The following is a 25,600-nucleotide window of genomic DNA, read 5'->3' as shown; positions in this document are numbered from 1 at the left end:
GCGGCGCGCACGGGCGTGGACACTTGGCGCGAGGGTCGAATGCGTGTTCTACTGAACCTCATGCGTCGCGACGCCACTTCCCGCGCGGAGGACCAGCCCGTTGCGCAGCCCCGCGGGCAGCAGCAGACGGTGCGGCAGCCCGGGCAACAGCAGGCGCGGCAACCCGAGCAGACAGTGCACCACCCGGGACAGACAGCGCACCAGCTTGGACAGACCCCTCAGCAGCCCGGACACTCCATGCGACAGTCTGGACAGTCCGTGCCACAGCCGGGACAGTCTGTGCAGCAGTCGCTCGTCGGTGAGGGGCCCGCCCGTCCGCGCATCGAGCGGCAGGCCGTCACCCGCGTCTTCGACGGCATCACCTGCTATGAAGTGCCGGCCCGCGCGGCGCTCGAGCGGGTGCCCGAGGCAGCCGAACTGCCCTTCGTGTGGGGCGCGAGCCCCTATCGCGGCTGCGAGGCGGGCTGCGGCTACTGCACCGCCCGGCGCGGCCACCGCTACCTCGGTCTGGACCCGGGCCGCGACTTCTCCACGAAGATCGTCGTCAAGACCGACCTGGCCCGCCGCCTGCGGCGCGAGCTGGACTCCCCCCGCTGGAGCGGTGAGGCGGTCGCGCTGGGCCTCACCGGCGACTGCTACCAGCCGGCCGAGGAGATCTACCGCCTGATGCCCGGCGTCATCCGGACGCTCGCCGACGCGGCCAACCCGTTCACCGTGCTCACCAAGAGCCCCCTCGTCCTGCGTGATCTGGACCTGTTACGCGAGGCCGCGAAGGTGACCCAGGTCGGCGCCCTGGTGTCGGTCGGCTTCGTCGACGACCGTCTGCGGCGTGCCGTCGAGCCGGGGGCCGCGACCCCGCAGCGGCGCCTGGAGATCTGCGCGACGCTGAACGAGGCCGGCATTCCCTGTGGTGTGCTGATGGCGCCGATCCTGCCGCTCATCACCGACTCCACCGATCACCTGCTGGCGACCGTACGCCGGGCGGCCGAGGCGGGCGCGGTCAGCGTGACTCCTGTCGTGCTGCGCCTGCCCGCCGGCGCCCGGGAGTGGTACATGGGGTGGCTGGAGCGTGAGCATCCCGGTCTCGTGCCGCGCTACCAGGCGCTGTACGGCAGGGGCCAGGTCGCCGAGGACGGCTACCGTCAGCGGATCGCCGAGCAGGTGCGCGTCCTCGCCGAGACCTACGGCATCGGCAGGGACGCCCGGCGGTGGCGGCGGCGCCGTTCCCCCACCCGCCAGCTCGCCCTCGTCTGACCGCAGTCTGACCTGAGCCGTCGCGGCGGACGTCCTGTCACCGCTGCGCCGCCGCACTGGCGAAGCGGTCGGACAGCTTACGAAGGTGCCGGGCGAGTTCCGGGGGCGACTCGACGTCGAAGTCGACGTCGAGCATGCCCGCCACCAGCGCGACCAGGTCGAGTGAGTCGGAGGCCAGTTCGAGCAGGCAGGTGTCGTCGTCGATGGGGGTGACGACGCCGTCGACGCGTCCGGCGATCCGCGAAGCGGGGGCGTGCACTGTCAGCCGGGAGCGGTACGGCCAGATGTCACGGCCGATCGTCCTGCGGAGGTAGGCTGCCACGTCGCCGTCGGGTGGCTCGCGGTGGGTGAAGCGGGGGCCCGTTGGGTGTGCGCAGCGACATCCGGTCGGCTCTGAAGGTGCGCCAGTCGCCCCGGCCGACGTCCCAGGCGACCAGATACCACCTGCGGCCCCAGGAGACCAGGCGATGGGGTTCGGCGGTCCGGGCCGACCGCACCCCGTGGTGGCCGACGTAGTCGAAGCGGAGCGTCTCGGCGGCGCGGATCGCGGTGGAGACAGCGGTGAGGACGTCCGCGTCCACGGTGGGTCCGCCGCGCGGCGGGATCGTGACCATGGCGTTCTCCAGGGTTTCGACGCGGTGGCGTAGCCGCGACGGAAGGACGTGCTCGACCTTGGTCAGCGCACGCAGCGACGCTTCCTCGATCCCGCTGACACTGCTCGCCGCGCCGGTGCGCAGCCCGACGGTCACCGCCACCGCCTCGTCGTCGTCCAGCAATAGCGGGGGCAGTGAGGTGCCGGCCCCGAGCCGGTAACCACCCGCGGGGCCCATCGTGGCGTGCACCGGATATCCCAGCTCGCGCAGCCTTTCGACGTCGCGTCGCACGGTCCTGGTGGTGACGTTCAGGCGTTCGGCGAGTTCGGTGCCCGGCCAGTCGCGGTGGGTCTGCAGCAACGACAGCAGACGGAGCAGGCGGGCCGGGGTGTCCAACATTCGTCCATGGTGACGTATGTGTAGGACCGGAGCTGTCCTACACAGGCGGGAGGCTGACTGCCATGAGCACCCCACATCCGTTTCGCATCGACATCCCGCAGGCCGATCTCGACGACCTGGCCGCCCGTCTGGCCCGCACCCGCTGGCCCGACGAGCTTCCCGGCGTCGGCTGGTCCTACGGCGTGAACAAGGACTACCTCATGGAGCTGGCCGACCACTGGCGCACCGGCTACGACTGGCGCGAGCACGAGGCCCGCCTCAACAAGGTCCCGCAGTTCACCACCGAGATCGACGGCCAGACCATCCATTTCCTGCACGTACGCTCCCCCGAGCCGGACGCCACCCCGCTGATCGTCACGCACGGCTGGCCGAGCACGGTGTACGACTTCCTGGACGTCCTCGGGCCGCTGACCGACCCGCGGGCGCACGGCGGGAACCCGGCGGACGCCTTCCACATCGTCGCGCCCTCGGTGCCGGGCTTCGCGTTCTCCGGCCCGACCCGCGAGACCGGCTGGGGGGCGGGCCGCGTCGCCCGGGCCTGGGCCGAGCTCATGCGACGCCTGGGCTATGAGCGTTTCGGCGCGCAGGGTGGCGACTTCGGCAGCATCGTCTCCCCGGAGCTCGGCCGAATCGCGCCGGAGCGCGTGATCGGCGTCCATGTCAACGCGCTGGCCACCGCCTCGACACCCGTCGGCCCCGGCGAACTGGAGGAGCTTTCCGACGACGAACGCGAACAGGCCAGGCGGAACCAGTCGTGGTGGTATCCCCACTCCGGCTACGCCACCCAGATGTCCACCCGGCCGCAGACCCTCGCGTACGCGCTCAACGACTCCCCGGCCGGCCAGCTGGCGTGGAACCTGGAGTGGTTCGTGGATTGGGACCCCACCCGCACCGAGCGCACCCCCGTCGACCGCGACACCGTTCTGACCAACGTCACGATCTTCTGGCTGACCGGGACGGCGGGATCGGCCGCCCGGCTGTACCTGGAGACCGGATCGGAGGCGTGGGGCCGGCGCCCCGCGCCCTCGCCGGTGCCGACGGGGGTGGCGAACTTCCTCGGCGACCGGGCGATCCGCGGGCTGGCGGAGCTGTCGAACACCGTCGTCCACTGGTCGCGGTTCTCCCGAGGTGGGCACTTCGCCTCGCTGCAGGCTCCGGACCTCCTGGTCGCCGACATCCGGGACTTCTTCCGGAAGCTGAGAGCCCAGTAGGGGCGCCGGCCGGACAGGCACGCCCGCTCCGCGGCGCGGGAGTGCCTTGAGAGCGCCGGCCGGGTGCGGAGCCGGTCTCCGCGACGGCTCACACCGGCTCCGGCAGGTCCATCGCCGCGAGCCTGGCCGGGTCGATCACGACCGCGATGCGGGCGATCCGACGGTCGACGACGGTGAACGCCATGACCGACAGCGGGGTGCCGTCCTCGCGCCACGACACGAACCCGGGAAGGCCGTTGACGAGCACCGCCCGCCCCCGCGCGGCCGCACCGGCGGCCACACGGCGTTGCGCGCCGGCGGCGACCTCGGTGGCGCCGAGGACGACGACCACGCCGCCGGGGGTGTCGACGGTCAGCTTCACCTCGGGGTCGAGCACGCGCAGCAGTCCCTCGAAGTCGCCGCGGTGTGCCGCCGCCAGGAAGGCCTGGACCACCTCGCGCTGCTCCCGTCCGGCGGCCGTCGGGTGCTCGGTCGTCTGCACCTTCCTGCGGGCGCGGCTGGCGAGCATTTTGGCGGCAGCGGCGGATTTGCCAAGGATCTGGCCGATCTCGTCGAACGGCACCGCGAACATGTCGTGCAGCACGAACGCCAGCCGCTCGCCCGGCCCGAGCGACTCGAGGACGACGAGGAGCGCGAGCCCGACCGAGTCGGCGAGCGCCACGTCGTCCTCCGGCGCGGGGCCGGCGTCGACCGTCACGACGAGCTCGGGCAGCCGGTCGTCGTAGGACGCCTCGGGGCGGGCCTGGCGCGATCGCAGGACGTCGAGGCTGATCCGGCCGACCACCGTGGTCAGCCAGCCGGCGAGGTTGTGGATGGCCGCCGTGTCCTGGCGGGAGAGCCGCAGCCAGGCCTCCTGGACCACGTCCTCGGCGTCGGCGTGCGATCCGAGCATGCGGTAGGCGACCGCGCGCAGCCGGTCGCGCTGGGCCTCGAACGTCTTGGTCACCAGGTCCGCCGGGCTGGTATCGGACATGTTTGTTACCTTCCTCGAATCCGCTCCGTCATGGGGATGACGGGCCCGGACGGGCCGAGGTAACCGATGAAGGAGCAACACCGATGGAAGCACGCATGAAGAGCCCGGCGAATCCCGACGTGACCACGGCGGTCCAGCACCTCTACAAGGCGATTCACGCCGCTGGCGTCGACCCGCGCGTTCTCGAGCTGGTCCACCTGCGCGCCAGTCAGATCAACGGCTGTAGCCCGTGCGTCTTCGCCGGGGTCGCATCGGCGAAGAGGCACGGAGAGACCGACGAGCGGCTGCACAACGTGGTGACGTGGCGCGAGACGCCCTTCTTCACCGAGGCGGAGCGGGCCGCGCTCGCGCTGACCGAGGCCGCCACCCGGATCCAGGACGGCGCGCCGGGCGTGACCGACGAGATCTGGGAGGCCGCCGCCGCCCACTTCGACGACGGGCAGCTGTCCGCGATCATCCTGAACGTCGCGATGACCAACTTCTTCAACCGGATCAACCGCGCGGTCCGGGAGCAGGCCGGCAAGACCTGGTGAGCCGGGCGGGGCGTCATTCGCCGGTGACCGCGCATCCGCGAAGTCACGGGATGACGCCCCGCGGCCCTGGGGACGAGGCATGATCACGCCCGTCGTCGGGTCTCACGCTGCGGCTCGATGCCCAGGGCCGCGCAGGCGCCGTCCACGGCCACCCGGCGGAGCTCGTCCTTCGGCACGTCGGCGAACTGGATCGTGCAGTCCTGGAGGCCGCCGAAGGCGATCACGGCCCGGGTGGCCTGCTCGAGTGTGGGTTCGGGGCCGTACAGCAGCTTCACCAGCCGCCCGCGCCAGTTCAGCACGAGGTCGATCAGGCCCAGGTCGGCGAGCGTGGTCAGCTCGCTGAGCATGAGCACGATGTCTCTGCGGTGGCGGTAGTGGAAGTCGAAGTAGCCCTCCAGTAGAGCGCGGGGCTCGACCTGGCCCAGCGCCTCCTGACCCATCAGGAACGCCTCTTCCTCGTCGATGATCGGCTGCACGATGCTGCGGACCAGTTCCTCACGTGAGGAGAAGTGGTAGTAGAGCGCCGGCTTGGTGATGCCCAGCCGGCCGGCGATCTCCTGCAGGCTGGTCCGCTGCACACCCTGCCGGGCGAAGAGCTCGCGGGCGACCTCCTGGATCCGCTGCTTGGTGTCAGAGGGGCGAGGCATGCCACGAGCTTATCGACTTAACGATAGGTAATTAGCCGTCTACACTTACCTATCGTTAAGTAAGGAGGGCGTGCCGATGCGGATTCTCATCTCCGGCGCCAGCGTCGCCGGTCCGGTGCTGGCGTACTGGCTCACCAGACAGGGCTTCTCCGTCACCGTCGTCGAGCGCGCGCCGGCGCCGCGCAAGACCGGCGGTCACGCGGTCGACCTGTTCCGGCCCGCGATGAACATCTCGGAGAAGATGGGCGTGCTCCCCCGCGTCGAGGAGCGGGCCACCGGCACGAACCGGATGACCATGTACCGGGAGGGCGCACGGCGTCCCGTCCGGGCGGACCTCTCGAAGATCTTCAGCGCCACCTCCGAGCGGCACGTCGAGATCATGCGCGACGATCTGAGTGAGATCTACCACGACGCCACGCGCGACGACGTCGAGTACGTCTTCGGCGACTCGATCACCGCGATCTCCCCCGACGGCGAGGTGCGGTTCGAGAACGCCGCGCCGCGCCGCTTCGACCTCGTCGTCGGCGCGGACGGGCTGCACTCCAACGTGCGCCGCCTCGTCTTCGGCGAGGAGTCCCGCTTCAGCGCCTTCATCGGGGCCTACCTCGGGGTGCTGACCCTGCCCGACGTCTCCGGCCTCGACGGCGAGCTGCTCATCCACACCGGCCTCGGCCGCACTGCCGGCATGTACGGCTCGCCGCGCCTCGGCGGCGCGCGGGCGTTGTTCCTGTTCCGGAGCGAGCGCGAGCTCGACTACCACCACCGCGACGTGCCCCGGCAGAAGGAGTTGTTGCGTCGTGCGTTCGAGGGCATGCACGCCGACGTGGACCGCTGGCTGGACGAGCTCGACCGCACGCCGGCGTTCTACTTCGACTCGATCACTCAGCTCCGCATGGACACCTGGTCGCGTGGGAGGGTGACGCTCGTCGGCGACGCGGGCTACTGCCCCGGCCCGGCCGTCGGCGGCAGCACCAGCCTGGCCGTCGTCGGCGCGTACGTCCTCGCCGGGGAGCTGGCGCGGGCGGGCGGCGATCACGAGCGCGCCTTCCCCGCCTACGAGCGCGCGATGGCGGAGCACGTGCGCGGCAGCCGCGCGGTCGCGCTGAGCGCGGCGAAGACCCTGGTTCCCACGTCCCGCCTCGGCGTGCTGGGACTTGCCCAGGGCGCCCGCCTGGTCTCTGCCCTGCCCGCGGGGCCCGGCCGAGCCCTCGTCCGCCTCACCACCAAGAGCGCACGCTTCTACAACTCCATGACCGTCGACGACTACCCGCCGTCGCCCGCCGCCCGGCCATCCGGACTCGGCGGGTGAGGCTGCGGGTAAATCGATCGACACCCAGTGCGGGAGATCGCTACCGTCCGGCCATGGCTGTTTTCACCGATGCCGACCTCGACCGCTTCGTCACCGAGGGATTCCTCAAGGTGGAGGAGGCGTTCCCGCGCGAGACCGGTGACCGGATCAGGGATCTGCTGTGGCGGCAGATCGGTCTGTCCCCCGATCGGCCGGAGGACTGGACGCAGCCGGTGGTGTGGGCCGCCCCCGACCCGGCGGGGCGGGGCCCGTTCGGAGAGGCGATGCGCGGCCCGCACCTGGCCGAGGCGCTGGACCTCGTCGCGGGCAAGGGCGGATGGGTGCCGCGCGGCACCATCGGCAACACGCCGGTCCGCTTCCCCCACCCCTCCGACGCCGGGGACACCGGCTGGCACATCGACCAGAACAACCCCGGGCCGGCCGACGCCTGGGGGACCGTCACCCTCGCGTCCCGCACGATGCTCGTGCTGGTGCTGCTGTCGGAGGTCGGACCCGACGACGCGCCCACCCGCATCAGGGTCGGCTCCCACCTCGACACCGTCCGCGTCCTGGAGCCGTACGGCGAGCAGGGGCTGGAGTTCTTCGCCTCCGGCCCGGTGCTGGACGAGGCGAGCGCGCACCGGCCCGAGACCTGCGCCACGGGACTGCCCGGCGACGTCTACCTGTGCCACCCGCACCTCGTCCACGCCGCTCAGCCCCACCGCGGCACCCGGCCTCGCTTCATGTCCCAGATCCCGCTCTTCCTGGCCGAGCCGCTGACCCCTGGCGACGCCACCCCCCTCGCCCGGGCCGTACGGCTCGGGCTCGGCGGCTGACCGGCCGCGCCGCGACACGCCTTCCCCGCGGCGAGCTACCATGAGTTTAGACCTAAACTCAGAGGGGATCGCAATGACGCGCACGATAGTGGTGAGTGGCGGCGGCACCGGCATCGGCAAGGCCGTGGCGGCGCGCTTCGCCGCCGACGGGGACCAGGTGGTTATCATCGGCCGCCGCGCCGACGTCCTGGAAAGGACGGCCAAGGAGATCGGCGGCACCGCACTGACGGCCGACCTGAGCGAGCCCGCAGAGGTCGAGCGGGTGCGCGCCGACCTGGCCGAGCGCTTCGGCACCATCGACGTGCTGGTCAACAACGCGGGCGGCAACATCGAGAGGCACGGCGGTTCCGGCGACGTCGCGGAGCGGTGGACCGGCAACTTCCGGGCCAACGTGCTGACGGCGGTGCTGCCGACCGAGGCGTTCCGCGATCTGCTGAACCCGAACGGGCGAGTCGTGTTCATCAGCTCGATCGCGGCCTTCCGCGGCTCGGGCGGCACCTCGTACGGCCCGATGAAGGCGGCCCTGCACCCCTACGCGTTCGATCTCGCCGCCGCACTCGGGCCACGCGGCATCACGGTGAACGTGGTCGCCCCGGGGTTCATCGAGGACACCGAGTTCTTCCGCGGCACCATGGACGACGAACGCCGCGCGATGCTCGTCGGGCAGACCCACACCGGCCGGGCAGGGTCGCCGCAGGACATCGCCGAGACCGTGCACTGGCTCGCCTCGCCCGGCGGCGGGCACGTCACCGCGCAGATCATCCAGGTGAACGGCGGGGCCGAACGTGGCCGCTGAGCCGCCGCGCGACGGTGCCGACGCGATCCAGGACGCCTGGCGGCGCGAGCTGCCGGGCGTCCCGGTGGAGTCGATCGGGGTCGTCACCCGGATCTGGTGGGCCGCCAAGGTCTTCGGCGATGAGCGCCGCCGTCTCCTCGCGAACCTGGGCGTGGACGTCGCCACCCTGGATCTGCTGTCCACGCTGCGGCGCTCCGGCCCGCCCTACCGGATGAGCCCGGGCGAGCTGGCCGAGGCGTGCATGGTGACGCGCGGCGCGATCACCCAGCGCGTGGAGCGGGCGGTCAGGGCCGGGCTGGTCGAACGGACCACCGTCGGATCGGGCTACCACGCGCGCGCGGTCTTCCTCACCGACGCTGGCAACGGCCTGCTCGACCGCGTCGTCGCCGACCTGCTCGTGGCCGAGGACCGCCTCGTCGGCCATCTCTCACCCGAACGCCGCGATCAGCTTGCCGACCTGCTGCGTGAACTGCTCGCCGGACTCGGCGGCCCGAGCCTGACCGGGCAGGTCGGGGACTGACCCTTCACGGGTCCTTCCACCAGTGACCCACCACCGGCCAGGGCTCACGTGTGAACGCCGGGCGCCGGCGCGGGTCTGCGGACGATGAGCAGGTGCAGCACGGCTGCCAGCACGGCCATACCGGCGCCGACGTAGCACAGCCGGGTCGCCGAGATCGCGCCGAGCAGGACCCCGCCGAGCCCCGCGCCGATCGCCTGGCCGAGGTAGATGCCCGAGGAGTTGAAGGAGATGACGACGCTCGGGAGATGTGGGACGAACTCGGTGAGCCGGTGGTTGTTCGGCGTCGACACCGCCCACCCGGCCGCGCCGTTGAGTGCCATGACGACGAACGCGAGCGGCAGCGAGGACGAGACGGCGAACGCCGCGAGGGTCACGACGAGCAGGCCGGTCGCGACCGTCAGCGTGCGGTCGGCGCCCCAGCGGTCGGTGAGCCGCCCGCTGCCGAACGCGCCGACGGCGCCGCCGAGACCCCAGACGAGCAGCAGCAGCGTCAGGGTCGTCCCGTGGGCGTGCACGGTGTCGCTGAGGACGTCGGCGATGTAGGTGTAGACCATGATGGCGGCCGAGCTCTCCAGGAGCATGAACCCGACGATCGCCACCACCCGGGCATGGGCCAGCACCGCGAACCGGGCGCGGAGCGGCACGGCGGGCGGCAGCGGCAGAGCAGGCAGGACGGTGAGCAGGCCGACCAGCGCGAGCGCGCCCACGCACGCGACGAAGATCAGGCTCGCCTGCCAGGACAGGCTCTGGCCGATCCAGGTTCCGACGGGCACGCCGAGCACGGTGCCGACGGTCAACCCGCCGAGGATGGCCGCGAGCGCCCGGCCGCGATGAGCCGGCCCCGCGAGCGTGGCGGCCGCCGCGCTCGCGTTCGGCGTGTACAGGGCGGCGCCGAGGCCGGCCGCGACCCGCGCGACCAGCAGGAGCGCCAGCGTCGGCGCGGCGGCCGAGGCGAGGTTGGCCGCGACGAACACGGTCAGGGCGAACGCCATCAGCGGCTTGCGGGGGAGTTTGCCGGTGAACGCGGCGAGGAACGGTGCGGTCACGCCATAGGTGAGGGAGAAGACGGTGATGGCCTGGCCGGTGGCGCTGACCGTCTGGCCGAGGCCCCCGGAAATCTGCGGCAGGATGCCGGCCAGGACGAAGGAGTCGGTGCCCATGGCGAAGGATCCGACCGCGAGGATCGCGACCTGCCTGACCCAGGGGCTTTTCGCGGTGCTCGTCCGGCCGGTTGGTGTCGCCGTTTGCTGTGTGCTCACCCGGCCATCATTGGGCGGGCGATCATCCTGGTACAGATTGCGTTTATGCTGGTATAAATCCCACTCGGCTGAACAAGCCCGATTGCGGTTTCATGGTCGGCATGATGAGGCGTAAGGAGTTGGCGGGCTTCCTCCGCTCGCGCCGGGAGTCCCTCAGCCCCGAGGCGGCCGGGTTTCCCGGCGGTTCCCGCAGGCGCACACCCGGCCTACGGCGCGAGGAGGTCGCGCAGCTGTCCGGAGTGAGCGTCACCTGGTACACATGGCTGGAACAGGGCCGGGACATCACCGTATCCAGACAGGTGCTCGAGAGCCTCTCGCGCGCGCTGCAGCTCACACCGGCCGAGCGCGGTCACCTCTTCGCACTCGCCGGCGCGCCCCTGCCGGCCGAATCGGCACGCCGGATGCCGGTCAGCCCGACGCTGCGGACCCTGCTGGAGACACTCGAACCCAACCCGGCCCACGTGATCAGCCCGTGCTGGGACCTGCTGGCGTACAACCGCGCGTACGCCGGCCTGGTCGGCGGGCTGGACGACCTGCCGGAGGAGGAGCGGAACAGCGTCTGGCTGCTGTTCACCCGCCCCGGCATGCGTACGCTGCTGGTGGACTGGCAGCGCGAGGCGCGCGACATCCTCGGGCAGTTCCGGGCCGCGGCCGACAAGAACCCCGACGACCCGCGGACCACCGCGCTGGTCGACGCGCTGCTGGCGGCCAGTCCCGCGTTCGCCTCGATGTGGTCGGCCCATCCCATCCGGGCGTTCGCCTCGGCGACCAAGCACTTCGACCATCCGCGGGCAGGGCGGATCAGCCTCAACTACACGAAGCTGACCGTCACCGAGGACGTCACCCAGCACCTCGTCGTCTTCCTGCCCGTGACCGAGAACGACGCGACGGCGCTGCAACGCCTCGCGGAACTGGACCGCCCCGTGCCGAGCCGTGCCTGACCCCAGCCACCTCGGCCACCTCGCCGCCAGCGCGCCGTGCCGGCGAACTCGGCGGTGACCTCACGCCATCCGGCCATTGCCGTTCCCGCGGCCCGCGCCGGTCGCCCCGCCGGCCCGTGCGGTTCGTTCGGCCTCGTCGATGGCCCAGGCGGCGTTGATGAGCCCGATGTGGCTGAACGCCTGTGGGAAGTTGCCGAGCAGCTCGCCGCTCCCGGGGTCGACCTCCTCCGACAGCAGGCCCACGTCGTTGGCGTACGCGGCGGCTCGCTCGAACGCCTTCCTGGCCCGGCCGACCTGCCCGGACATGGCGAGCGCCTGCGCCAGCCAGAACGAGCACAGCAGGAAGGTGCCCTCCTCGCCGGCGAGGCCGTCGACGCCGTCCGCGGTGCGGTAGCGGTAGACCAGGCCCTGGTCGTCGGTGAGCCGGTCCGCGACCGCGTCGATCGTGGCCAGCACCCGCGGGTCGCCGGCGGGCAGGAAGCCGGTGATCGGCACCATGAGGGCACTGGCGTCCAGTTCGTCGGAGCCGAAGGCCTGCGTGAACGCCCCCACCCGGTCGTTCCAGCCCTCGCGCAGCAGAGTGTCGCGGATCTCGGCGCGGGTCCGCCGCCAGGACTCCATACGATCCTGCGCCCGCAGGAGGCCGGCGAGGGCGATGCCGCGGTCCAGCGCCACCCAGCACATGAGCTTGGAGTACAGGAAGTCGCGTGGCTCCCCGCGTATCTCCCAGATGCCCTGGTCCTTCTCCATCCAGCGCTCGGCCGCGGTGTCGGCACAGGCGACGAGGAAGCGCCGGACGTCGTCGTCGATGTCGCAGATCTGGTGTTCGAGGCGCACGGCCGCATCGAGCAACTCGCCGTAAACGTCGATCTGCCGCTGGTTCCACGCGTCGTTTCCGACGCGTACCGGCCGGCTGCCGCGCCAGCCGCGCAGGTGCGGAAGGGTGCGCTCGCTCAGGTCGTGCTCGCCGCGGACGCCGAACATGATCTGCAGCGCGCGGTCCTTGTCCAGGGACGGGGCTGCGGTGGTGAGGAAGGCGAAGAAGTCGCTCGCCTCGTCGGGGCAGGCCGCGACCCACAGAGCGCCCATGGTCAGTGACGCGTCCCGTACCCACGTGTACCGGTAGTCCCAGTTGCGCTCGCCACCGGCCCATTCGGGCAGCGATGTCGTGGCGGCCGCGACGATCGCGCCGCTGGGCTGGAAGGACAGCGCCTGCAGCACCCGCCCGCTGTGGTGCACCAGGTCACACCACGGGCCGTCATAGGCCTGGTGGAGGCTGGACCACGACTGCCAGGCGACGATCGTGTCGTCCAGCCGGGCCGCCAGTTCCGCCTGGTCCCACACCCGCGCGGGAGTCTCCTGCAGCGTCGAGCAGTGCATCCCGAAGTGCCGTGTCTCGCCCTCTCGCACCGTGAACACGCCGTATCCGCTGCAGTCGCCGATGCCGAGGGGGACCGGCGTGGTCAGCACGAGCCAGTCGGCGCCGCCGCGGGCGGTCACGCCGCCGTCGACGACGGACAGGATCGGGTAGATCAGGCCGTACTCCGGCCGGGGCCGATACTCGATCTCCATCGGCACCTCGCCGCCGAGGCCGGACACCCGTCGGGCGAGCAGGTGCGGCACACCGACGCCGAGCCGGTGGCCGCCGTCGTCCGGCCCGGTGAGCAGGGCGTCGGTGAGAACGACCGTGCCGCTCCCGGTGCGGAAGGTGGTCTCCAGCACCATCGTCTGCGGTAGGTAGCGGCGCGTCGTCTCGTATGGGACGGCCGGGCGGATCGCCCAGTGCCCAGCCTCGTCGTCCAGCAGGCGGGCGAAGACGGACGGCCCGTCGAAGCGGGGGAAGCACAGCCACTCGGCCGATCCGTCCCGGCTGATGAGGCCAGCGGAATGGCGATCGGACACCAACGCGAGGTCGGCGATGGGTGTGGCGCTCATCAGCGCCCGATACCCGGAGAAGACGACGATGTTACGCACGGGTCGGAAAATCGCGGTAAAGGCCTGAAAATGGAGCGCTCCGCCCGCCCGAGGCGAAGATCACACGATCCTCAAGCGGCACATACTTGGCGCATCACCCTCCCATACGCGGGCACGCAAGGGCGGCAAGACCGTGGCCGCGAAAATGGGCGGTCTCGGCAACACGTCATGCTCGTCGAGCAGTCGAACCGCATGTGCGGCGGCACCTGCCACATCGCCGAGGCGAACGCGTCCACGTGGACCCGACAGCCTCACTCTCACCGGGACACCGCGCCGTTACCTGGCCAGGCCCTGAGCTACCGGCGCTCGGCGGCTTGCAGGGCGTCCGCGGCCGTCAGCAGGGAGGCTCCAAGAAGCACGACGTCCTTCACCAGGAACTGCCCCGCGAGAGACAGCTTCGGTTCCCCGCGTGTCTCTTGCCACGCCTCGGGCGTCGTAGCCAGGAAGCTGAGGGTGGTGGCGAACATGCCGACGGCGGCGAGGCTGCCGATGACTGACGCTCGCGGCGCAATCGGTTTTGCTCCGATCAGCGAGCCCAGAACGATCTCAGTGACGCCGAGCAATCTAGCGACCTTCTTCTCCCCCAATCTGGCGATAAGCCACGCGAGCGGGGGGCTTGAGGTTACGAGGGGGCGAATATTTTCCACCTCGTAGTCTTCGAATTTTATTCGCCCGATCTCCAGAAGGTTGATCACAAGCCCATACCGGATGGTCGAAATCCCCGCGCTATGCACTATTTTTCCGATGCGGTGTATTTCCATGGGATTCTCGCCTACCGCGTCGGTTATATCGCTCGATGTAGGACTCGAAGATCAGCCAACGCTAAGCATCAGGTCACGCTTCACCATCGGTGTCGAGGCCACCGCCGATCACTGCTACCTGGTCGGCGACGACCACGCGGCCGGGCCGTGTCCGCGGCGCCGCCCACTACGCTACCTCTCCTCGGCCGCTTGCACCTGACACCGCTCCGGCCCCGCTTGACCACGACCGCCACCCTGTCTCCGCCTCCCCGCCCAACGGGAGCTTCCCGTACCTCGCCCGACCCTCCAGGTCGCCGGCTGTCATGGCGGTTCCCCTCGCCCCGAGTCCTCACGGACGAACGCGGATGATCGTCTTCCCCTTGATCCGCTCGGTCGGATTCAAGGCGGTGACGGCATCGTCGAGGGTTGCGATGGTGCCGATGTTCGTCCGCAGCCGTCCGTCGCGCACCCGCCGGACGATCTCACTCAGTTGGGCACGATCGGCCTCGACAACGAAGTCGACCGCCAGGCCGTCCGCAGGTCGCGCCTCGGGCGGCCCGACGACGGACACCAGTGTTCCTCCGGCCCGGACCAGACCCGCGGACCGCTTCTGGATGTCGCCGCCGATGACATCGAAAACCAGATCGACGCCGCCGACGTCTTCCAGAGCGTCGTTCTCAAGGTCGACGAACTCCATCGCGCCGAAGCCGAGCGCCTTCTGACGGTCGGCAGCGCGTCCGGTGCCGATGACGTACGCGCCGAACTCACGCGCGAGCTGCGTCACCATCGACCCGACTGCGCCGGCCGCGCCGTGCACGAGCACGCTCTGCCCCGCCCGAAGGCGGCCGTGGTCGAACAGTCCCTGCCACGCGGTCAGCCCCGAAATCGGCAGGCTCGCGCCCACCGTGAAGTCGACGTCGCCCGGGAGCGGCGCGAGGTTGCGCGCCTCGACGGCCACATACTCGGCCAGGGTGCCGTCGCGATGCCAGTCCGCGAGGCCGAACACCCGTTGTCCCACCGACAGCCCCGTCGTGCCATACCCGAGCGCGGTGACCACTCCGGCCAGCTCGTGCCCAGGGATCGACGGTGTCTTGTCACGGCCGGCGCGATCGGTCCAGGTCGAGGGCCACTCCATCTCAGTCGGGACGAATCCGGACGCATGAACCTCGACGACGACGTCGTTTATCGCTGCCGGCGGCTCGGGCCGCTCCACCAGCCTCATCCCGGCCGTTCCCGCAGCCTGGTCCGTCACCACGATCGCTTTCATGGGAATTGTCTCCTCGGTCATTTGTCTCGCAAGGCTCATCGCGGCTCGTCGGAGGAACGCACCAGGTGGGCGCGTGCAGTCCGGCATGATCGATTCATCTGCTCGCGAGCGTTCGTTCGTCTGTCCCGTTTGGGTTCTCATCAGGGAGACGAGGCGGCCCCTCGAGTTGTGACAGCTCAGACGTGAGAAAGTTTGTCCGGGTTGATGACCCTGCGGTACGCGGTGATCAGACCGTCTGTGATCTGCAGCGTGTCCACGGAGTAGACACGGCCCTCCCGGTGGCACACCAGGGCGAGCTCGCCGCCGACCTCGACGAGGTCGATGCGGTCCGGACGCCACTGGCGGCCCACGCGCACCATCACCTCGGCGACGCGTTGACCACCGTAGACCGGCTTGCGCATCGCGGCGACCCTGCCGCCGCCATCGGTGACGTAGACGGCGTCGGGGTGCAGCAGCCTGACCAGGCCAGCCAGATCCCCGGCCTCGTAGGCGGCGCGGAAGGCCGCCAGCACACGTTCACGCTCCGCCTTCGACGCCTGCGGCGAAGACTGCTTCGCGTTGGTCACCCGCCGCCGCGCCCGCGAGGCCAACTGCCGGGCACCCGGCACGGAGACATCCAGCACTTCGGCGATCCGGACGAACTCGAGGCCGAAGACATCGTGCAGGACGAAGGCCACCCGCTCCAGCGGGCCCAACTCCTCCATGATCAGGAGCATCGCCGAGCCGACGGACTCGTCGACGAGGACCGGCTCGGACGCGTCCGGCCCCGTCAGCAGCGGTTCCGGCAGCCACGGCCCGACATAGGTCTCCCGGCGGAAACGGGCACTTTTGAGAATGTCGTACGACCGCCGTGCGGCCACCGTCACCAGCCAGGCCCGCAGATCATCGATGTCCTGCAGATCTGTTCCGGCCGCCCGCAGCCACACGTCCTGGGTCACATCCTCGGCATCGGCCACACTGCCCAGCAGCCGGTAGGCCACGCCGAAAACCGCGGGCCGGTGCCCCTCCCATTCGGCTCCGAGCGTGTCCTCGAGCTCAGACCGTCCAGTCGCGTTCTCGTTGCCCATACTGATCGCGACCTCCCCCAGCTTGCGGATCCAGCGTAGTCATCCGAGCTCGGGATCTACGCAGAGACCCGATGCGAGCAGCGCACACGCTCACACCGACGACGCGTCGTAGTTCATTCGACAGGGCGGTGTCTCATCGGTCGCCTGTGCAACAGCCCCCGGCCCTGCACGACCACGCGGCGACCATCCCTCCGGCCGGGCGGCGGTCAGGCCGGCTCCTTCACCAGGGTGGTGACCAGCCGGAACACCTCGGCGGTGTCGGCCACGCCGCCCACGATGATGATTTTCATGCTGGCCCTCTCCTCGTCGTAGATCGTCTCGACGCGCAGGGGCCTCTCGGCGGGGCTACGGCTCACGGCGGCGGCCACCAGCGTGTTGCCCAGGCTCATCATCTCCTCGGGGGAGATGGCGTCGATCTGCACGATGCTCGACGCCTCCATATGACGCCGCCCGGCGGTCTCGGCGGACGGCTCGGCGGCACCGCCCATGAACGCCTCCAGGTCCTCACGGGCGATCCGGTACTGCTTGCCGATGCGCACCGCCTTGAGCCGCCCGTCGCGCACGTAGTTGCGCACGGTCTTCACGTGCAGGCCCAGCAGGTTCGCCACCTGCTCCACCGAGTACGGCTGCTGTGGCATCCCCGCTCCCCTCTGATCAGCTCTCCAACACACCCTATATATCCGTCTCGAAGGGAATGTTGGGGAGGCGTGAGGGATTGCGGCGGCCACGGTCGTCAGAGGGACCGAGCGGCGCGGGCAGTAGTCTGCGTACATGTTCCATCGCAAACCGATCGAAGAGCGCATCGCCGAGCGCGTCGCCAAGCGGCCTCCGCTGAAGGAGGGCAAGCACTTCGAGCACCGCCCCGCGCTGATCGTGTTCTGCGTGATCATCGCGCTCGTCGCGCTGAAGATCCTGGGCGCCTTCGCCCTCATGAAGTGGGGCGTCCAGTAGGACCGCGGCCTCCCCTCATGTCGTGGGCCGGACGCTCGCGCCCTGGTGCGCGTCACGGGGCAGCAGCGCGTCGCCGAGTATCCGCCAGTACGGCATCGCGGACCGCCCCGGCTCGATCCCGATGACCTGGATCGCGACGTGGTCGGCGCCGGCGTCGAGGTGGGCGCGGAGCTTGGCCACGATGGTGTCGAGGTCGCCCCAGAACACCAGGTCGTCGACGAGGCGGTCGCTGCCGCCGCCCGTGATCTCCTCGTCCGCGTAGCCCAGCCGCCGGAACTTCGCGATGTTGTACGGCGTGTTCAGGTAGGGGTGCAGGTGCTCGCGCGCGACCGCACGGGCCCTGGCGGGGTCGGACTCGAACAGCACCGCGTGCTCGACGCCCAGGAACGCGTCCGGCCCGAGGATCTCCCGCGCTCGTGCGGTGTGCGCCACGGTGACGTGATAGGTGAGGGCGCCGGAGGAGCGGTCACGGGCCAGCTCGAGCATCTTGGGCCCGTAGGCCGCGAGGATGCGGCGCATCGGCGTCCGCGGCAGCGGGTTGGACGTCTTCAGCCCGTCCATCTCGTCGAGGTATCCGGCCATCGCCGCCAGCGGCGTGATCCCCGGCCGCGGCACGCCGCCGAATCCCAGGCCGAACACGTGCCGCCCGGGATAGGCGTCGGCCAGGAGCAGCGCGGCGCCGTACGCCCAGGGGGCCTCGCGCGACCAGATCTGCGCGATGCCGTTGACGACGGTGATCCGCCGCGTGCAGGAAAGCAGGTAGCCGGCGTGCGTGAACGCCTCACGCCCCGCCAGCTCGGGGATCCAGAACGCCGGCCATCCCCGATCCTCCAGTTCCTGTATCGACTCGCGCATCCGCGCTGCCGGCTGGTGCTCGAAGTCGAAGGTGTAGATCCCGAACCTGCCCAGATCCAGGCCGTCGAGGTCGCCCATCGGTGATCTCCTCGCGCTCGTCCCCGCCCAGTACATATCGAAGTATCGCAGATTTCCGATATGAGCGACGACGCGCGGGATCGTTCGTCGTGCGACGTCGTGGTTCTAGAGCGTCTCCCCCAGGGTGGCGACGAGCTGGGCGATGCGCTGCTCGTCGCGCTTGTAGTGGGTCCACTTGCCCACCCGTGTGGCCTTCACCAGGCCCGCCCGTTGTAGCTCGGCCATGTACGCCGACACCGTCGACTGCGCGAGCCCCGCCCTGGCCTGGATGTGACTCACGCACACGCCGACCTCGGCCGGATCGGCGATCGCCTCCTCCAGCGGGAAGTGGCGCTCGGGCTCACGCAGCCACATCAGCAGCTGCAACCGCACCGGGTTCGACAGCGCACGCAACGCGTCGACCAGCCCGGGATCCGGTGAGGTCGCAGTCTCCGCCATGAGCCCAGGCTACAGCTCCCCCACCGATGTTTCGGAATTCCTCGATGTGATCGAGGAATCACGATTCCAGGGCGCTGCCCTGCTTCCACTTGCTGAACGGCATCTGCCAGAAGCCCCAGCCGTTGTTCCACTCCAGGATCCGGTTGGTGCCGACGATCTTGACGACGTCGCCCCGGTGGAAGTTGTCGTAGAACCACTTGGCCTGGGAGGGGCTGGCGTTGACGCACCCGTGGCTCACGTTGGCCCGACCCTGAGAGCCGACCGACCAGGGCGCGCCGTGGACGTACTCACCGCTGTTGGAGATGCGCACGGCGTGGTTGACGACCTCCTTGTAGTAGCCGGGGTCGCCCTCCTTCTTGCCCGGGGAGATCATCGTTACCGGGTTGCCGCGTTCCATGGTCAGGTGGACGCCGCTGGTGGTGGTGTACTCGCGGGTGGTCGCCTTGCCGGCGCTGATCTTCATGGTCTGCACGACCTTGCCGTCGCGCCGGACCACCATCATGTGGGTCCTGGTGCTGACCGAGCTGATCCAGGCCGCGCCGATCTTGATGGTCGCGCTGTGGTCCTCTATGCCGTAGGTGTTCGGCCCGGCCTTCACGCCCGTCAGGTGCGCGGTGAACTTCACCTTCTGGTGCGCGGGCCAGTACTTGGCCGTCCGGTAGATGACGTACTGGTCGTCGATCCATCGCCAGGCGCCCTTGACCGGCTTCTCCGCGTCCACATCGAGGGCCTGCTCCACGGCGGCCTTGTCCTGCACCGGCGCGTTGAACCTCACCATGATCGGCATGCCGATGCCGACGGTCTCCCCCTTGATGCCGGGGGTGACGTCCACGACCTCCAGGCCGACCTTGGGCTTGAGCGTGGTGAAGCGGCTGGTCGCGGTCGCCGGGCCGCCCTTGCCGGTGGCCTTGGCCGACACCGTGTACCTGGCGGAGGGCTTGAGCGGTTCCTTGGAGGTCCACTTGGTGTGAGTGGAGTCGAACTCGCCCTCGACCGTCTCGTCGCCCGCCTGGACGGTGACCTCCTCCAGCTCGCCGTCGGCGGCCGTGACGACCACGGTCTTGTCGGGACGCACCTTCGCGCTGCCCGTCGCCGGGCTGATCGTGATCTTGGGGGCCGGAGCGGCGGGCGCGGCGTCGCCGGAGTCTCCGCCCGTCGAGCCTGGCGTGCCCGATCCGCCGGAGCATGCCGACAGAGCCGCGGCCAATGCCACGGCGACTCCAGCGATCGGCCACCTCGAACGACTTCCAGTGCTCAGCACAACTACTCCCCCATGAGCGCGAAGGGCACCATAAGACCTTATTCGGGGTTGCCTCTTATGTTGGCATTTTCTCCTGCGCTCAGGTCACATTTCGGTCGCTTCTTCGGTGGACTCGTCTCTGTAGACGGTAAGGTGCGCGTCAAGGCTGATCAAGTGGCGAGTCAGCACCCGCTGTGACGAGGGCCTGCACGTCCGTATACGACGGAAGGCCCGCGGGGATCTGCCCGCCTGTGGCGACCGCCCGGGCGGTCTCGGCCACCGCGTGCAGGGCGGCCCGCAGCAGCAGCGACCCGGTGCTGATCCGGCGGACGCCGAGCGCGGCCAGACCCGCGACCGTGTGGCGGCCGGGCAGGAACAGCACGTTGAGCGGCAGATCGACCGCGTCCACCAGCGCCCGCACATCGTCGTCGGCGGCGACCCCGGGGACGAACACCCCGTCGGTCCCGGCCTCGGCGAAGGCCCGCAGCCTGGCGGTGGTCGCGCCCAGGTCCCCGGCCCCCAGCCAGTAGGTGTCGGTGCGGGCGTTGACGAACAGCTCCGGCGCCCGCGCCTTGACCGCCGCGATCGTCTCGCACCGCTCGCCGAGGTCCGCCAGCGTCCCGTCCGTCCGGCCGTCCTCGATGTTGACGCCGGCCACGCCGAGGGCGGCCAGTTCGGCGGCGATCTCGGCCACGCCCTCGGGCGTGTCTGCGAAGCCGCCCTCGATGTCCACCGACACCGGGCACGGCAGCCCGGCCAGCCGCCGGGCCAGCGCCAGCGTCTCCGCCGCGGTGTCGCCGGTCGCGTCGGGTTTGCCCGCCGCCGCGGCGACGCCGAGGCTCGTGGTCCCGATCGCGGCGAACCCGGCGGCGGCCAGGACGGCCGCCGACGCGTGGTCCCAGGCGTTGGGCAGCACCAGGGGACGCCGTGCATGATGCAGAGCCCGGAACGTCTCGGCGTGGGTGCTCATCGGGGTCCTCCCGTTGTCTCGGCGCACTCAAGGTGGAGGCGGGCGGGCACGCGCAGGTTCGGCGACGGCTCGTACGGGATCTCGGGGTCGGCGAGGCGGTGCCCGAGAGCGGCCTCCACGACACCCGCCGTCAAGGCGAGCGCGGTCCGTTCCCCCGGGCAGGGCCTGATCCCGCTGCCGAAACCCAGATGCCCGCCGCCCTCGCCGCGGCCCTGCCGGAAACGGGCAGGGTCGAAGCGGTGTGGATCGGGGAAGACCTCGGGGTCCCTGTTGGCCGCCGCCAGGTCCAGCACGAGGACGGCTCCCGCGGGCACGGGGACTCCCCCGGCCGTGGCGTCCTCGGCCGCCACCCGGCGCGTGAGCCGTACGGGCGGATCCCACCGCAGGGTCTCGGCGAGCAGCGCCTCGATCGGCCACCGCACGGACAGGTCGGCGGGCAGGCGGGCCACGACGGCGAGGGTGTTGCCCACCAGGCCGGCGGTGGCGTCGCACGCCTGGACCAGCGCCCCCGCCACCGCCGCGAGCAGGCCGGGTTCGGTCTCCTCCCCTCGACCCAGCGCCGCCGCCAGCACGCCCACCGCCGCGTCCCCCGCGGGCGCCGCACCGGGAGCGTGATACGCGGCCGCCATGGCCGTCACCGCAGCGACCACCTCCTCCCGCCAGTCCTCCGGGACGCCGAGCCGCGTGGCGAGGACGCCGACCGGGACGCGGCGGGCGATCCTGGCCATCACGTCCACACGGGCGCCGCCCGCCAGTTCGGCGCCGGTCCGCTCGCGGGCCTCGCGGCGCAGCCGTACGGGGTCGAGGGCGTCGAGCAACCCCATCGCGCGCGCGCGACGGCGGGTGTGCTCGGCTCCGTTGCTGAACCTGCTGACCGCTCCCCGCAGCCACGCCATTCCCGTTCCCGGTTGCGCGGCGGGGGCGGCGGGGACGAGAAAGCGGGGATCGGCGAGCACGGCGCGCACGTCCGCGTGCCGGGTGAGCCGGCGGTCCCCTCCGGCGGGCGGATCTGCTGTCATCGGTGGCCGGGGGCGCGCGGAGGCCGCCCCCTTCCCCCTTTCTGTGGTGGTCGTCGCCTCCCCGGCAGGCTAGGGCCGTGATCCTTCGGCAACCGTCGAAAGATGAACGTTTCACGCCTAAATGTGCGATGCGCGCGTGTGGGCCTTTGGGCCTTCTCAAAGATCGGTCCGCGGGTTATCACAGGGCGGGAGGGAGATTGTGATCCCCGCCCCCCTCTAGAACGTTCCACGGCTCCACGACTGGGCACCACGCGCCGGGCCCACCCCGGCGTCGACATCTCGTACGCCCGCTGGGCACCACCGCGATGGAGGACGGCATGCGCCTGTTACGAACCGTGGTCACTCGATTACTGTTGTTGTGTGCGTTGGTCGCCGCGGGCGCCGCCGCCGGGGCGGGGACCGCGAACGCGGCGGTTCCCGACGTATGGGGGTTCGCCTACGTCGACGTCACCTCCGGGGTGCCGAACCTGGCCTACCAGGCGGGCAGCTGGGCGCCCGGGCCGACGGTCAGCGTCACGCCCGGCGGCTCCGGCGAGTACTTCGTGCGGTTCCCGAAGATCGGCATCCCCAAGGGCGGGATCGCGCACGTGACCGCGATCTCGCAGTCGGCCGAGTGGTGCCAGATCGAGAAGTGGGGGCAGGCCGGCTCCGACGAGATCGTGGCGGTGCGGTGCTACCGGTTCGGCGGAACCCCCGTCAACGCGCGCTTCTCGATCGTCTTCGCCAGCAGCAGCGGGGCGCTGGCCTCGGCGACGCAGGCGTACGGCTACGTCTACTGGGACGGCTCGTCCATCGCCTCCGACTACAACTCCTCGCTCGGCGTGAACGCCGTCTTCCCCAACACGACCGGCGACTGGACCGTCTGGCTGCCCGGGCTCGGCTCCGCGGTGCAGGCCGGGAACATCCAGGTCACCGCGGTCGACTCGAGCAAGCCGGCGCGGTGCAAGGTGGGCGCCTGGAGCTGGGCGGCGTCGGGGCAGAAGATCCAGGTGCTGTGCCACGATGTGGCCGACAAGCCGTACGACACCGGCTGGACCCTCACATACCAGCGTGAGCGGGCGATCACCGGGGCCTTCGCGCCGCCGAAGCTGTTCGCCTACACCTTCGACAACACCCCGGCCAACCCCGGGCCGTACGCGCCGGTCCCCACCGGGATCAACTACAACTCCCAGAGCGGGGTCAACACTGTGCGGACGGCCGGGACCGGCATGCGCCTGGTGTACTTCCCCAAGGTCGGGGTGACGCCCAACAACGTGCAGGTGACGGCGTACGGCCCAGGGCCGGAGTACTGCAACCTGCTCACGTTGTGGACGACCTCGGGTTCGGATGTCTACGTGCGTGACGTGGTCTGCTACAAGGGCACCACCCAGGTCGACCAGCCGTCGTTCGTGACCTACGTCTCCAAGTACTGACGACGGACGGCAGGGGCGGGCGCGCCGGCCGGGACACGAAAGATCAGGGCACGCGGAGGCGGTGGGTCAGCCCCGTGTGGCGGCGGCCCGCCCCTCGCGTGCGCACGGCCTGGCCGAGCGCCCGCCGTGACCCGACGATGACCACGAGCTTCTTGGCCCGGGTGATGGCGGTGTAGAGCAGGTTGCGCTGCAGCATCATCCAGGCGCTGGTGGCCAGCGGGATGACCACGGCCGGATACTCGCTGCCCTGGGAGCGGTGGATGCTGACCGCGTAGGCGTGGGCGAGTTCGTCGAGCTCGTCGAAGGAGTAGTCGACGTTCTCGTCCTCGTCGGTCAGCACGGTCAGCTTGCTCTCCTCGGGGGTGATGGCGGTGACGACGCCGACCGTGCCGTTGAACACCCCGGCCGCGCCCTTGTCGTAGTTGTTGCGCAGCTGGGTCACCTTGTCGCCGACGCGGAAGACCCGCCCGCCGTACCGGCGTTCCGGCATGCCCTCGCGGGCGGGGGTGAGCGCCTCCTGCAGGGCGATGTTGAGCGCCCCCGCGCCGGCCGGGCCGCGGTGCATGGGCGCCAGCACCTGTACGTCCCTGCGCGGGTTGAGCCCGAACTTCCTGGGAATGCGCCGGGCGACCACGTCCACGGTCAGGGCGGCGATCTCCTCGGGTTCCTCGCAGGAGAACAGGAAGAAGTCGGGGAACTCCCGGACCAGGGGGTGCTGGCCGGTGTTGACGCGGTGGGCGTTGACGACCACGCCGGACTCCTGCGACTGGCGGAAGATCTGCGTCAGCCGCACCCGGGGGATGCCGGGGGCGGCCAGCAGGTCGCGCAGCACCTCTCCGGCGCCGACCGAGGGAAGCTGGTCGACGTCGCCGACGAACAGCAGGTGCGCGCCCGGGGCGACCGCCTTGGCGAGCTTGTTGGCCAGCAGCAGGTCGAGCATGGACGCCTCGTCCACCACGACCAGGTCGGCGTCGAGGGGGTTGTCGCGGTCGAAGGTGGCGTCCCCGCCGGGGCGCAGCTGGAGCAGCCGGTGCACGGTGGTGGCCTCGTGGCCGGTCAGCTCCGCCAGCCGCTTGGCCGCCCGGCCGGTCGGGGCGGCGAGGATGACCTTGGCCCGCTTCGCGCGGGCGAGGGTCACCACCGAGCGCACGGTGAAGCTCTTGCCGCAGCCGGGGCCGCCGGTCAGGACGGCGACCTTCTCCGTCAGCGCGAGCCGTACGGCCTGGGCCTGCTCGGGGGCGAGGTCGGCGCCGGTCCGGCCGCGCAGCCAGTCGAAGGCGGCCGGCCAGTCCACGTCCGTGAACGCCCCGAGCCGGTCATGGCCGGAGGTCAGCAGGGTGCGCAGCGTGCCGGCCAGCGACAGCTCGGCGCGGTGGAACGGGACGAGGTAGATCGCGGGAACGGTGCTGTCGCCGTTCTCCTCGCCTTGGCCCTTCTCGCCGTTCCCCCTGGCCGGGACCTCCTCGCGGACCACGCCCTCCTCGGCGACGAGCTCTTCGAGGCAGGTGGTGGTCAGGTCGGGCGGCACCTCAAGGATCTTGACGGCGTCGGCGACCAGGTTGGGGGCTGGCAGGAAGCAGTGGCCGTCGTCGGCGGCCTGCGAGAGCGTGTAGCGCAGGCCGGCCTTGACCCGCTCGGGACTGTCGTGCGGGATGCCCACGGCCTGCGCGATGGTGTCTGCGGTTTTGAACCCGATGCCCCACACGTCGTCGGCGAGCCGGTAGGGCTCCTTGCGGACCACGTCGATGGAGTCCTCGCCGTACTGCTTGAAGATGCGCACGGCGATGGAGGTGGACACCCCGACGCCCTGCAGGAAGATCATCACCTCCTTGATGATCTTCTGTTCCTCCCAGGCGGCGGCGATCATCTTGGTCCGCTTGGGCCCGAGGCCGGGGACCTCGACCAGGCGCTTGGGCTCCTCCTCGATGATCCGCAGCGTGTCGGTGCCGAAGTGGTCCACGATTCGCTCGGCCATCTTCGGGCCGATGCCCTTGATCAGTCCGGAGCCCAGGTAGCGCTGGATGCCCTGGATCGTCGCCGGCAGGACGGTGGAGTACGACCAGACCTCGAACTGCCTGCCGTACTTGGGGTGGGAGCCCCAGCGGCCGGTGAGCCGCAGCGACTCGCCCACCTGTGCCCCGAGCAGCGGACCGACGACGGTCAGCAGCTCGGTGCCGGACCGTTCGGTGGCGACCCTGGCGATCGTGTAGCCGGTCTCCTCGTTGGCGTAGGTGATCCGCTCCAGCACGGCGTCGAGCTGCACGCCGGGCGGCCTGCCCGCGGCGCCTCCGGGAGGATTCGTCATGGGTCGCATTGTCTCCCACACGGCGGGACCCGCC

Annotated in this window: 25 protein-coding genes and 1 pseudogene; 10 read left to right on the top strand and 16 right to left on the bottom strand. The window is 70.7% G+C overall.

Features of this window, described 5'->3' with window-relative positions:
• Positions 1 to 48: 48 nt before the first annotated feature.
• On the bottom strand, positions 49 to 201 hold the full coding sequence (locus QSK36_RS08810) for a hypothetical protein (protein ID WP_285781996.1): 153 nt from the start codon (positions 199 to 201) through the stop codon (positions 49 to 51).
• A 78-nt stretch (positions 202 to 279) separates the two neighbouring features.
• Here QSK36_RS08810 and QSK36_RS08805 point away from each other — a divergent pair, with 78 nt between their 5' ends.
• Positions 280 to 1,254 (top strand): radical SAM protein, encoded by a 975-nt coding sequence (locus tag QSK36_RS08805; protein ID WP_285781995.1) that lies wholly within the window; start codon positions 280 to 282, stop codon positions 1,252 to 1,254.
• 37 nt (positions 1,255 to 1,291) lie between these two features.
• Here QSK36_RS08805 and QSK36_RS08800 read toward each other — a convergent pair.
• Positions 1,292 to 2,246 (bottom strand): annotated as a pseudogene (locus QSK36_RS08800) (helix-turn-helix transcriptional regulator).
• 62 nt (positions 2,247 to 2,308) lie between these two features.
• On the opposite strand from QSK36_RS08800, the gene QSK36_RS08795 reads away from it, so the two are divergent.
• On the top strand, positions 2,309 to 3,457 hold the full coding sequence (locus QSK36_RS08795; RefSeq protein WP_285781994.1) for an epoxide hydrolase family protein: 1,149 nt from the start codon (positions 2,309 to 2,311) through the stop codon (positions 3,455 to 3,457).
• Between the two features lie 88 nt (positions 3,458 to 3,545).
• On the opposite strand, the gene QSK36_RS08790 is transcribed toward QSK36_RS08795, so the two are convergent.
• The gene (locus QSK36_RS08790; RefSeq protein ID WP_285781993.1) at positions 3,546 to 4,430 is read right to left on the bottom strand and encodes a sigma-70 family RNA polymerase sigma factor; all 885 of its coding nucleotides are present in this window, start codon (positions 4,428 to 4,430) and stop codon (positions 3,546 to 3,548) included.
• 83 nt (positions 4,431 to 4,513) lie between these two features.
• Here QSK36_RS08790 and QSK36_RS08785 point away from each other — a divergent pair, with 83 nt between their 5' ends.
• Positions 4,514 to 4,963 (top strand): carboxymuconolactone decarboxylase family protein, encoded by a 450-nt coding sequence (locus QSK36_RS08785; RefSeq protein ID WP_285781992.1) that lies wholly within the window; start codon positions 4,514 to 4,516, stop codon positions 4,961 to 4,963.
• 83 nt (positions 4,964 to 5,046) lie between these two features.
• On the opposite strand, the gene QSK36_RS08780 is transcribed toward QSK36_RS08785, so the two are convergent.
• The gene (locus QSK36_RS08780; protein ID WP_183532240.1) at positions 5,047 to 5,610 is read right to left on the bottom strand and encodes a TetR/AcrR family transcriptional regulator; all 564 of its coding nucleotides are present in this window, start codon (positions 5,608 to 5,610) and stop codon (positions 5,047 to 5,049) included.
• A 76-nt stretch (positions 5,611 to 5,686) separates the two neighbouring features.
• Between QSK36_RS08780 and QSK36_RS08775 the strand changes: the two genes are divergently transcribed.
• The 4 genes from QSK36_RS08775 to QSK36_RS08760 all read left to right on the top strand — a co-directional run bounded on the left by QSK36_RS08775 (position 5,687) and on the right by QSK36_RS08760 (position 9,050).
• Positions 5,687 to 6,919, top strand: a complete 1,233-nt coding sequence (locus QSK36_RS08775; RefSeq protein ID WP_285781991.1) for an FAD-dependent monooxygenase — start codon at positions 5,687 to 5,689, stop codon at positions 6,917 to 6,919.
• 53 nt (positions 6,920 to 6,972) lie between these two features.
• Positions 6,973 to 7,734 carry a phytanoyl-CoA dioxygenase family protein gene (locus tag QSK36_RS08770; RefSeq protein WP_285781990.1) on the top strand — a complete coding sequence of 254 codons (762 nt, stop codon included), beginning with the start codon at positions 6,973 to 6,975 and terminating at the stop codon, positions 7,732 to 7,734.
• Between the two features lie 73 nt (positions 7,735 to 7,807).
• The gene (locus QSK36_RS08765; RefSeq protein ID WP_285781989.1) at positions 7,808 to 8,530 is read left to right on the top strand and encodes an SDR family NAD(P)-dependent oxidoreductase; all 723 of its coding nucleotides are present in this window, start codon (positions 7,808 to 7,810) and stop codon (positions 8,528 to 8,530) included.
• Entirely contained in the window at positions 8,520 to 9,050 is a 531-nt protein-coding gene (locus QSK36_RS08760) for a MarR family winged helix-turn-helix transcriptional regulator (protein WP_285781988.1), read from the top strand. Before QSK36_RS08765 ends, QSK36_RS08760 begins: the two co-directional genes overlap by 11 nt.
• 44 nt (positions 9,051 to 9,094) lie before the next feature.
• On the opposite strand, the gene QSK36_RS08755 is transcribed toward QSK36_RS08760, so the two are convergent.
• Complete coding sequence (locus tag QSK36_RS08755) at positions 9,095 to 10,309, bottom strand: MFS transporter (protein WP_285781987.1); 1,215 nt, start codon at positions 10,307 to 10,309, stop codon at positions 9,095 to 9,097.
• A gap of 101 nt (positions 10,310 to 10,410) precedes the next feature.
• Here QSK36_RS08755 and QSK36_RS08750 point away from each other — a divergent pair, with 101 nt between their 5' ends.
• A complete protein-coding gene (locus QSK36_RS08750) occupies positions 10,411 to 11,250 on the top strand; it encodes a helix-turn-helix transcriptional regulator (protein WP_285781986.1) in 840 nt (279 codons plus the stop codon).
• A gap of 60 nt (positions 11,251 to 11,310) precedes the next feature.
• On the opposite strand, the gene QSK36_RS08745 is transcribed toward QSK36_RS08750, so the two are convergent.
• From QSK36_RS08745 to QSK36_RS08725, 5 genes are all read right to left on the bottom strand, one after another.
• Positions 11,311 to 13,224: a glycoside hydrolase family 15 protein gene (locus QSK36_RS08745; protein WP_285781985.1), complete on the bottom strand. Its 1,914-nt coding sequence runs from the start codon at positions 13,222 to 13,224 to the stop codon at positions 11,311 to 11,313.
• A gap of 296 nt (positions 13,225 to 13,520) precedes the next feature.
• Entirely contained in the window at positions 13,521 to 13,985 is a 465-nt protein-coding gene (locus QSK36_RS08740; RefSeq protein WP_285781984.1) for a YkgB family protein, read from the bottom strand.
• A 328-nt stretch (positions 13,986 to 14,313) separates the two neighbouring features.
• A complete protein-coding gene (locus QSK36_RS08735; RefSeq protein ID WP_285781983.1) occupies positions 14,314 to 15,231 on the bottom strand; it encodes an NADP-dependent oxidoreductase in 918 nt (305 codons plus the stop codon).
• Positions 15,232 to 15,407: 176 nt separating this feature from the next.
• Positions 15,408 to 16,298 carry an RNA polymerase sigma factor SigJ gene (sigJ, locus tag QSK36_RS08730; RefSeq protein ID WP_285781982.1) on the bottom strand — a complete coding sequence of 297 codons (891 nt, stop codon included), beginning with the start codon at positions 16,296 to 16,298 and terminating at the stop codon, positions 15,408 to 15,410.
• 206 nt (positions 16,299 to 16,504) lie between these two features.
• Complete coding sequence (locus tag QSK36_RS08725) at positions 16,505 to 16,936, bottom strand: helix-turn-helix domain-containing protein (protein ID WP_183532256.1); 432 nt, start codon at positions 16,934 to 16,936, stop codon at positions 16,505 to 16,507.
• A gap of 133 nt (positions 16,937 to 17,069) precedes the next feature.
• On the opposite strand from QSK36_RS08725, the gene QSK36_RS08720 reads away from it, so the two are divergent.
• A complete protein-coding gene (locus QSK36_RS08720; RefSeq protein WP_139572524.1) occupies positions 17,070 to 17,249 on the top strand; it encodes a hypothetical protein in 180 nt (59 codons plus the stop codon).
• Between the two features lie 15 nt (positions 17,250 to 17,264).
• Here the strand turns inward: QSK36_RS08720 and QSK36_RS08715 are convergent, their stop codons facing one another.
• The 5 genes from QSK36_RS08715 to QSK36_RS08695 all read right to left on the bottom strand — a co-directional run bounded on the left by QSK36_RS08715 (position 17,265) and on the right by QSK36_RS08695 (position 21,849).
• Positions 17,265 to 18,182 (bottom strand): TIGR03620 family F420-dependent LLM class oxidoreductase, encoded by a 918-nt coding sequence (locus tag QSK36_RS08715; protein WP_285781981.1) that lies wholly within the window; start codon positions 18,180 to 18,182, stop codon positions 17,265 to 17,267.
• A 105-nt stretch (positions 18,183 to 18,287) separates the two neighbouring features.
• Positions 18,288 to 18,620, bottom strand: coding sequence for an ArsR/SmtB family transcription factor (locus QSK36_RS08710; protein WP_285781980.1), 333 nt, complete (start codon positions 18,618 to 18,620; stop codon positions 18,288 to 18,290).
• Positions 18,621 to 18,678: 58 nt separating this feature from the next.
• Positions 18,679 to 19,833, bottom strand: coding sequence for a L,D-transpeptidase (locus QSK36_RS08705; protein ID WP_285781979.1), 1,155 nt, complete (start codon positions 19,831 to 19,833; stop codon positions 18,679 to 18,681).
• A 187-nt stretch (positions 19,834 to 20,020) separates the two neighbouring features.
• Complete coding sequence (locus QSK36_RS08700) at positions 20,021 to 20,830, bottom strand: isocitrate lyase/PEP mutase family protein (RefSeq protein ID WP_285781978.1); 810 nt, start codon at positions 20,828 to 20,830, stop codon at positions 20,021 to 20,023.
• Complete coding sequence (locus QSK36_RS08695; RefSeq protein WP_285781977.1) at positions 20,827 to 21,849, bottom strand: cytochrome P450; 1,023 nt, start codon at positions 21,847 to 21,849, stop codon at positions 20,827 to 20,829. The genes QSK36_RS08700 and QSK36_RS08695 overlap by 4 nt, the downstream gene beginning before the upstream one ends.
• Before the next feature lie 317 nt (positions 21,850 to 22,166).
• Here QSK36_RS08695 and QSK36_RS08690 point away from each other — a divergent pair, with 317 nt between their 5' ends.
• Complete coding sequence (locus tag QSK36_RS08690) at positions 22,167 to 23,261, top strand: hypothetical protein (protein ID WP_285781976.1); 1,095 nt, start codon at positions 22,167 to 22,169, stop codon at positions 23,259 to 23,261.
• 43 nt (positions 23,262 to 23,304) lie between these two features.
• Here QSK36_RS08690 and recD2 read toward each other — a convergent pair whose 3' ends face one another.
• Positions 23,305 to 25,566: an SF1B family DNA helicase RecD2 gene (gene recD2 / locus QSK36_RS08685; protein WP_285781975.1), complete on the bottom strand. Its 2,262-nt coding sequence runs from the start codon at positions 25,564 to 25,566 to the stop codon at positions 23,305 to 23,307.
• Positions 25,567 to 25,600: the final 34 nt, after the last annotated feature.

This window comes from Microbispora sp. NBRC 16548 (genome assembly GCF_030268985.1).
GTDB lineage: Bacteria > Actinomycetota > Actinomycetes > Streptosporangiales > Streptosporangiaceae > Microbispora > Microbispora catharanthi.
Note: the sequence above shows the minus strand (reverse complement) of the source record. Positions and strands in the feature narration are given on the sequence as shown.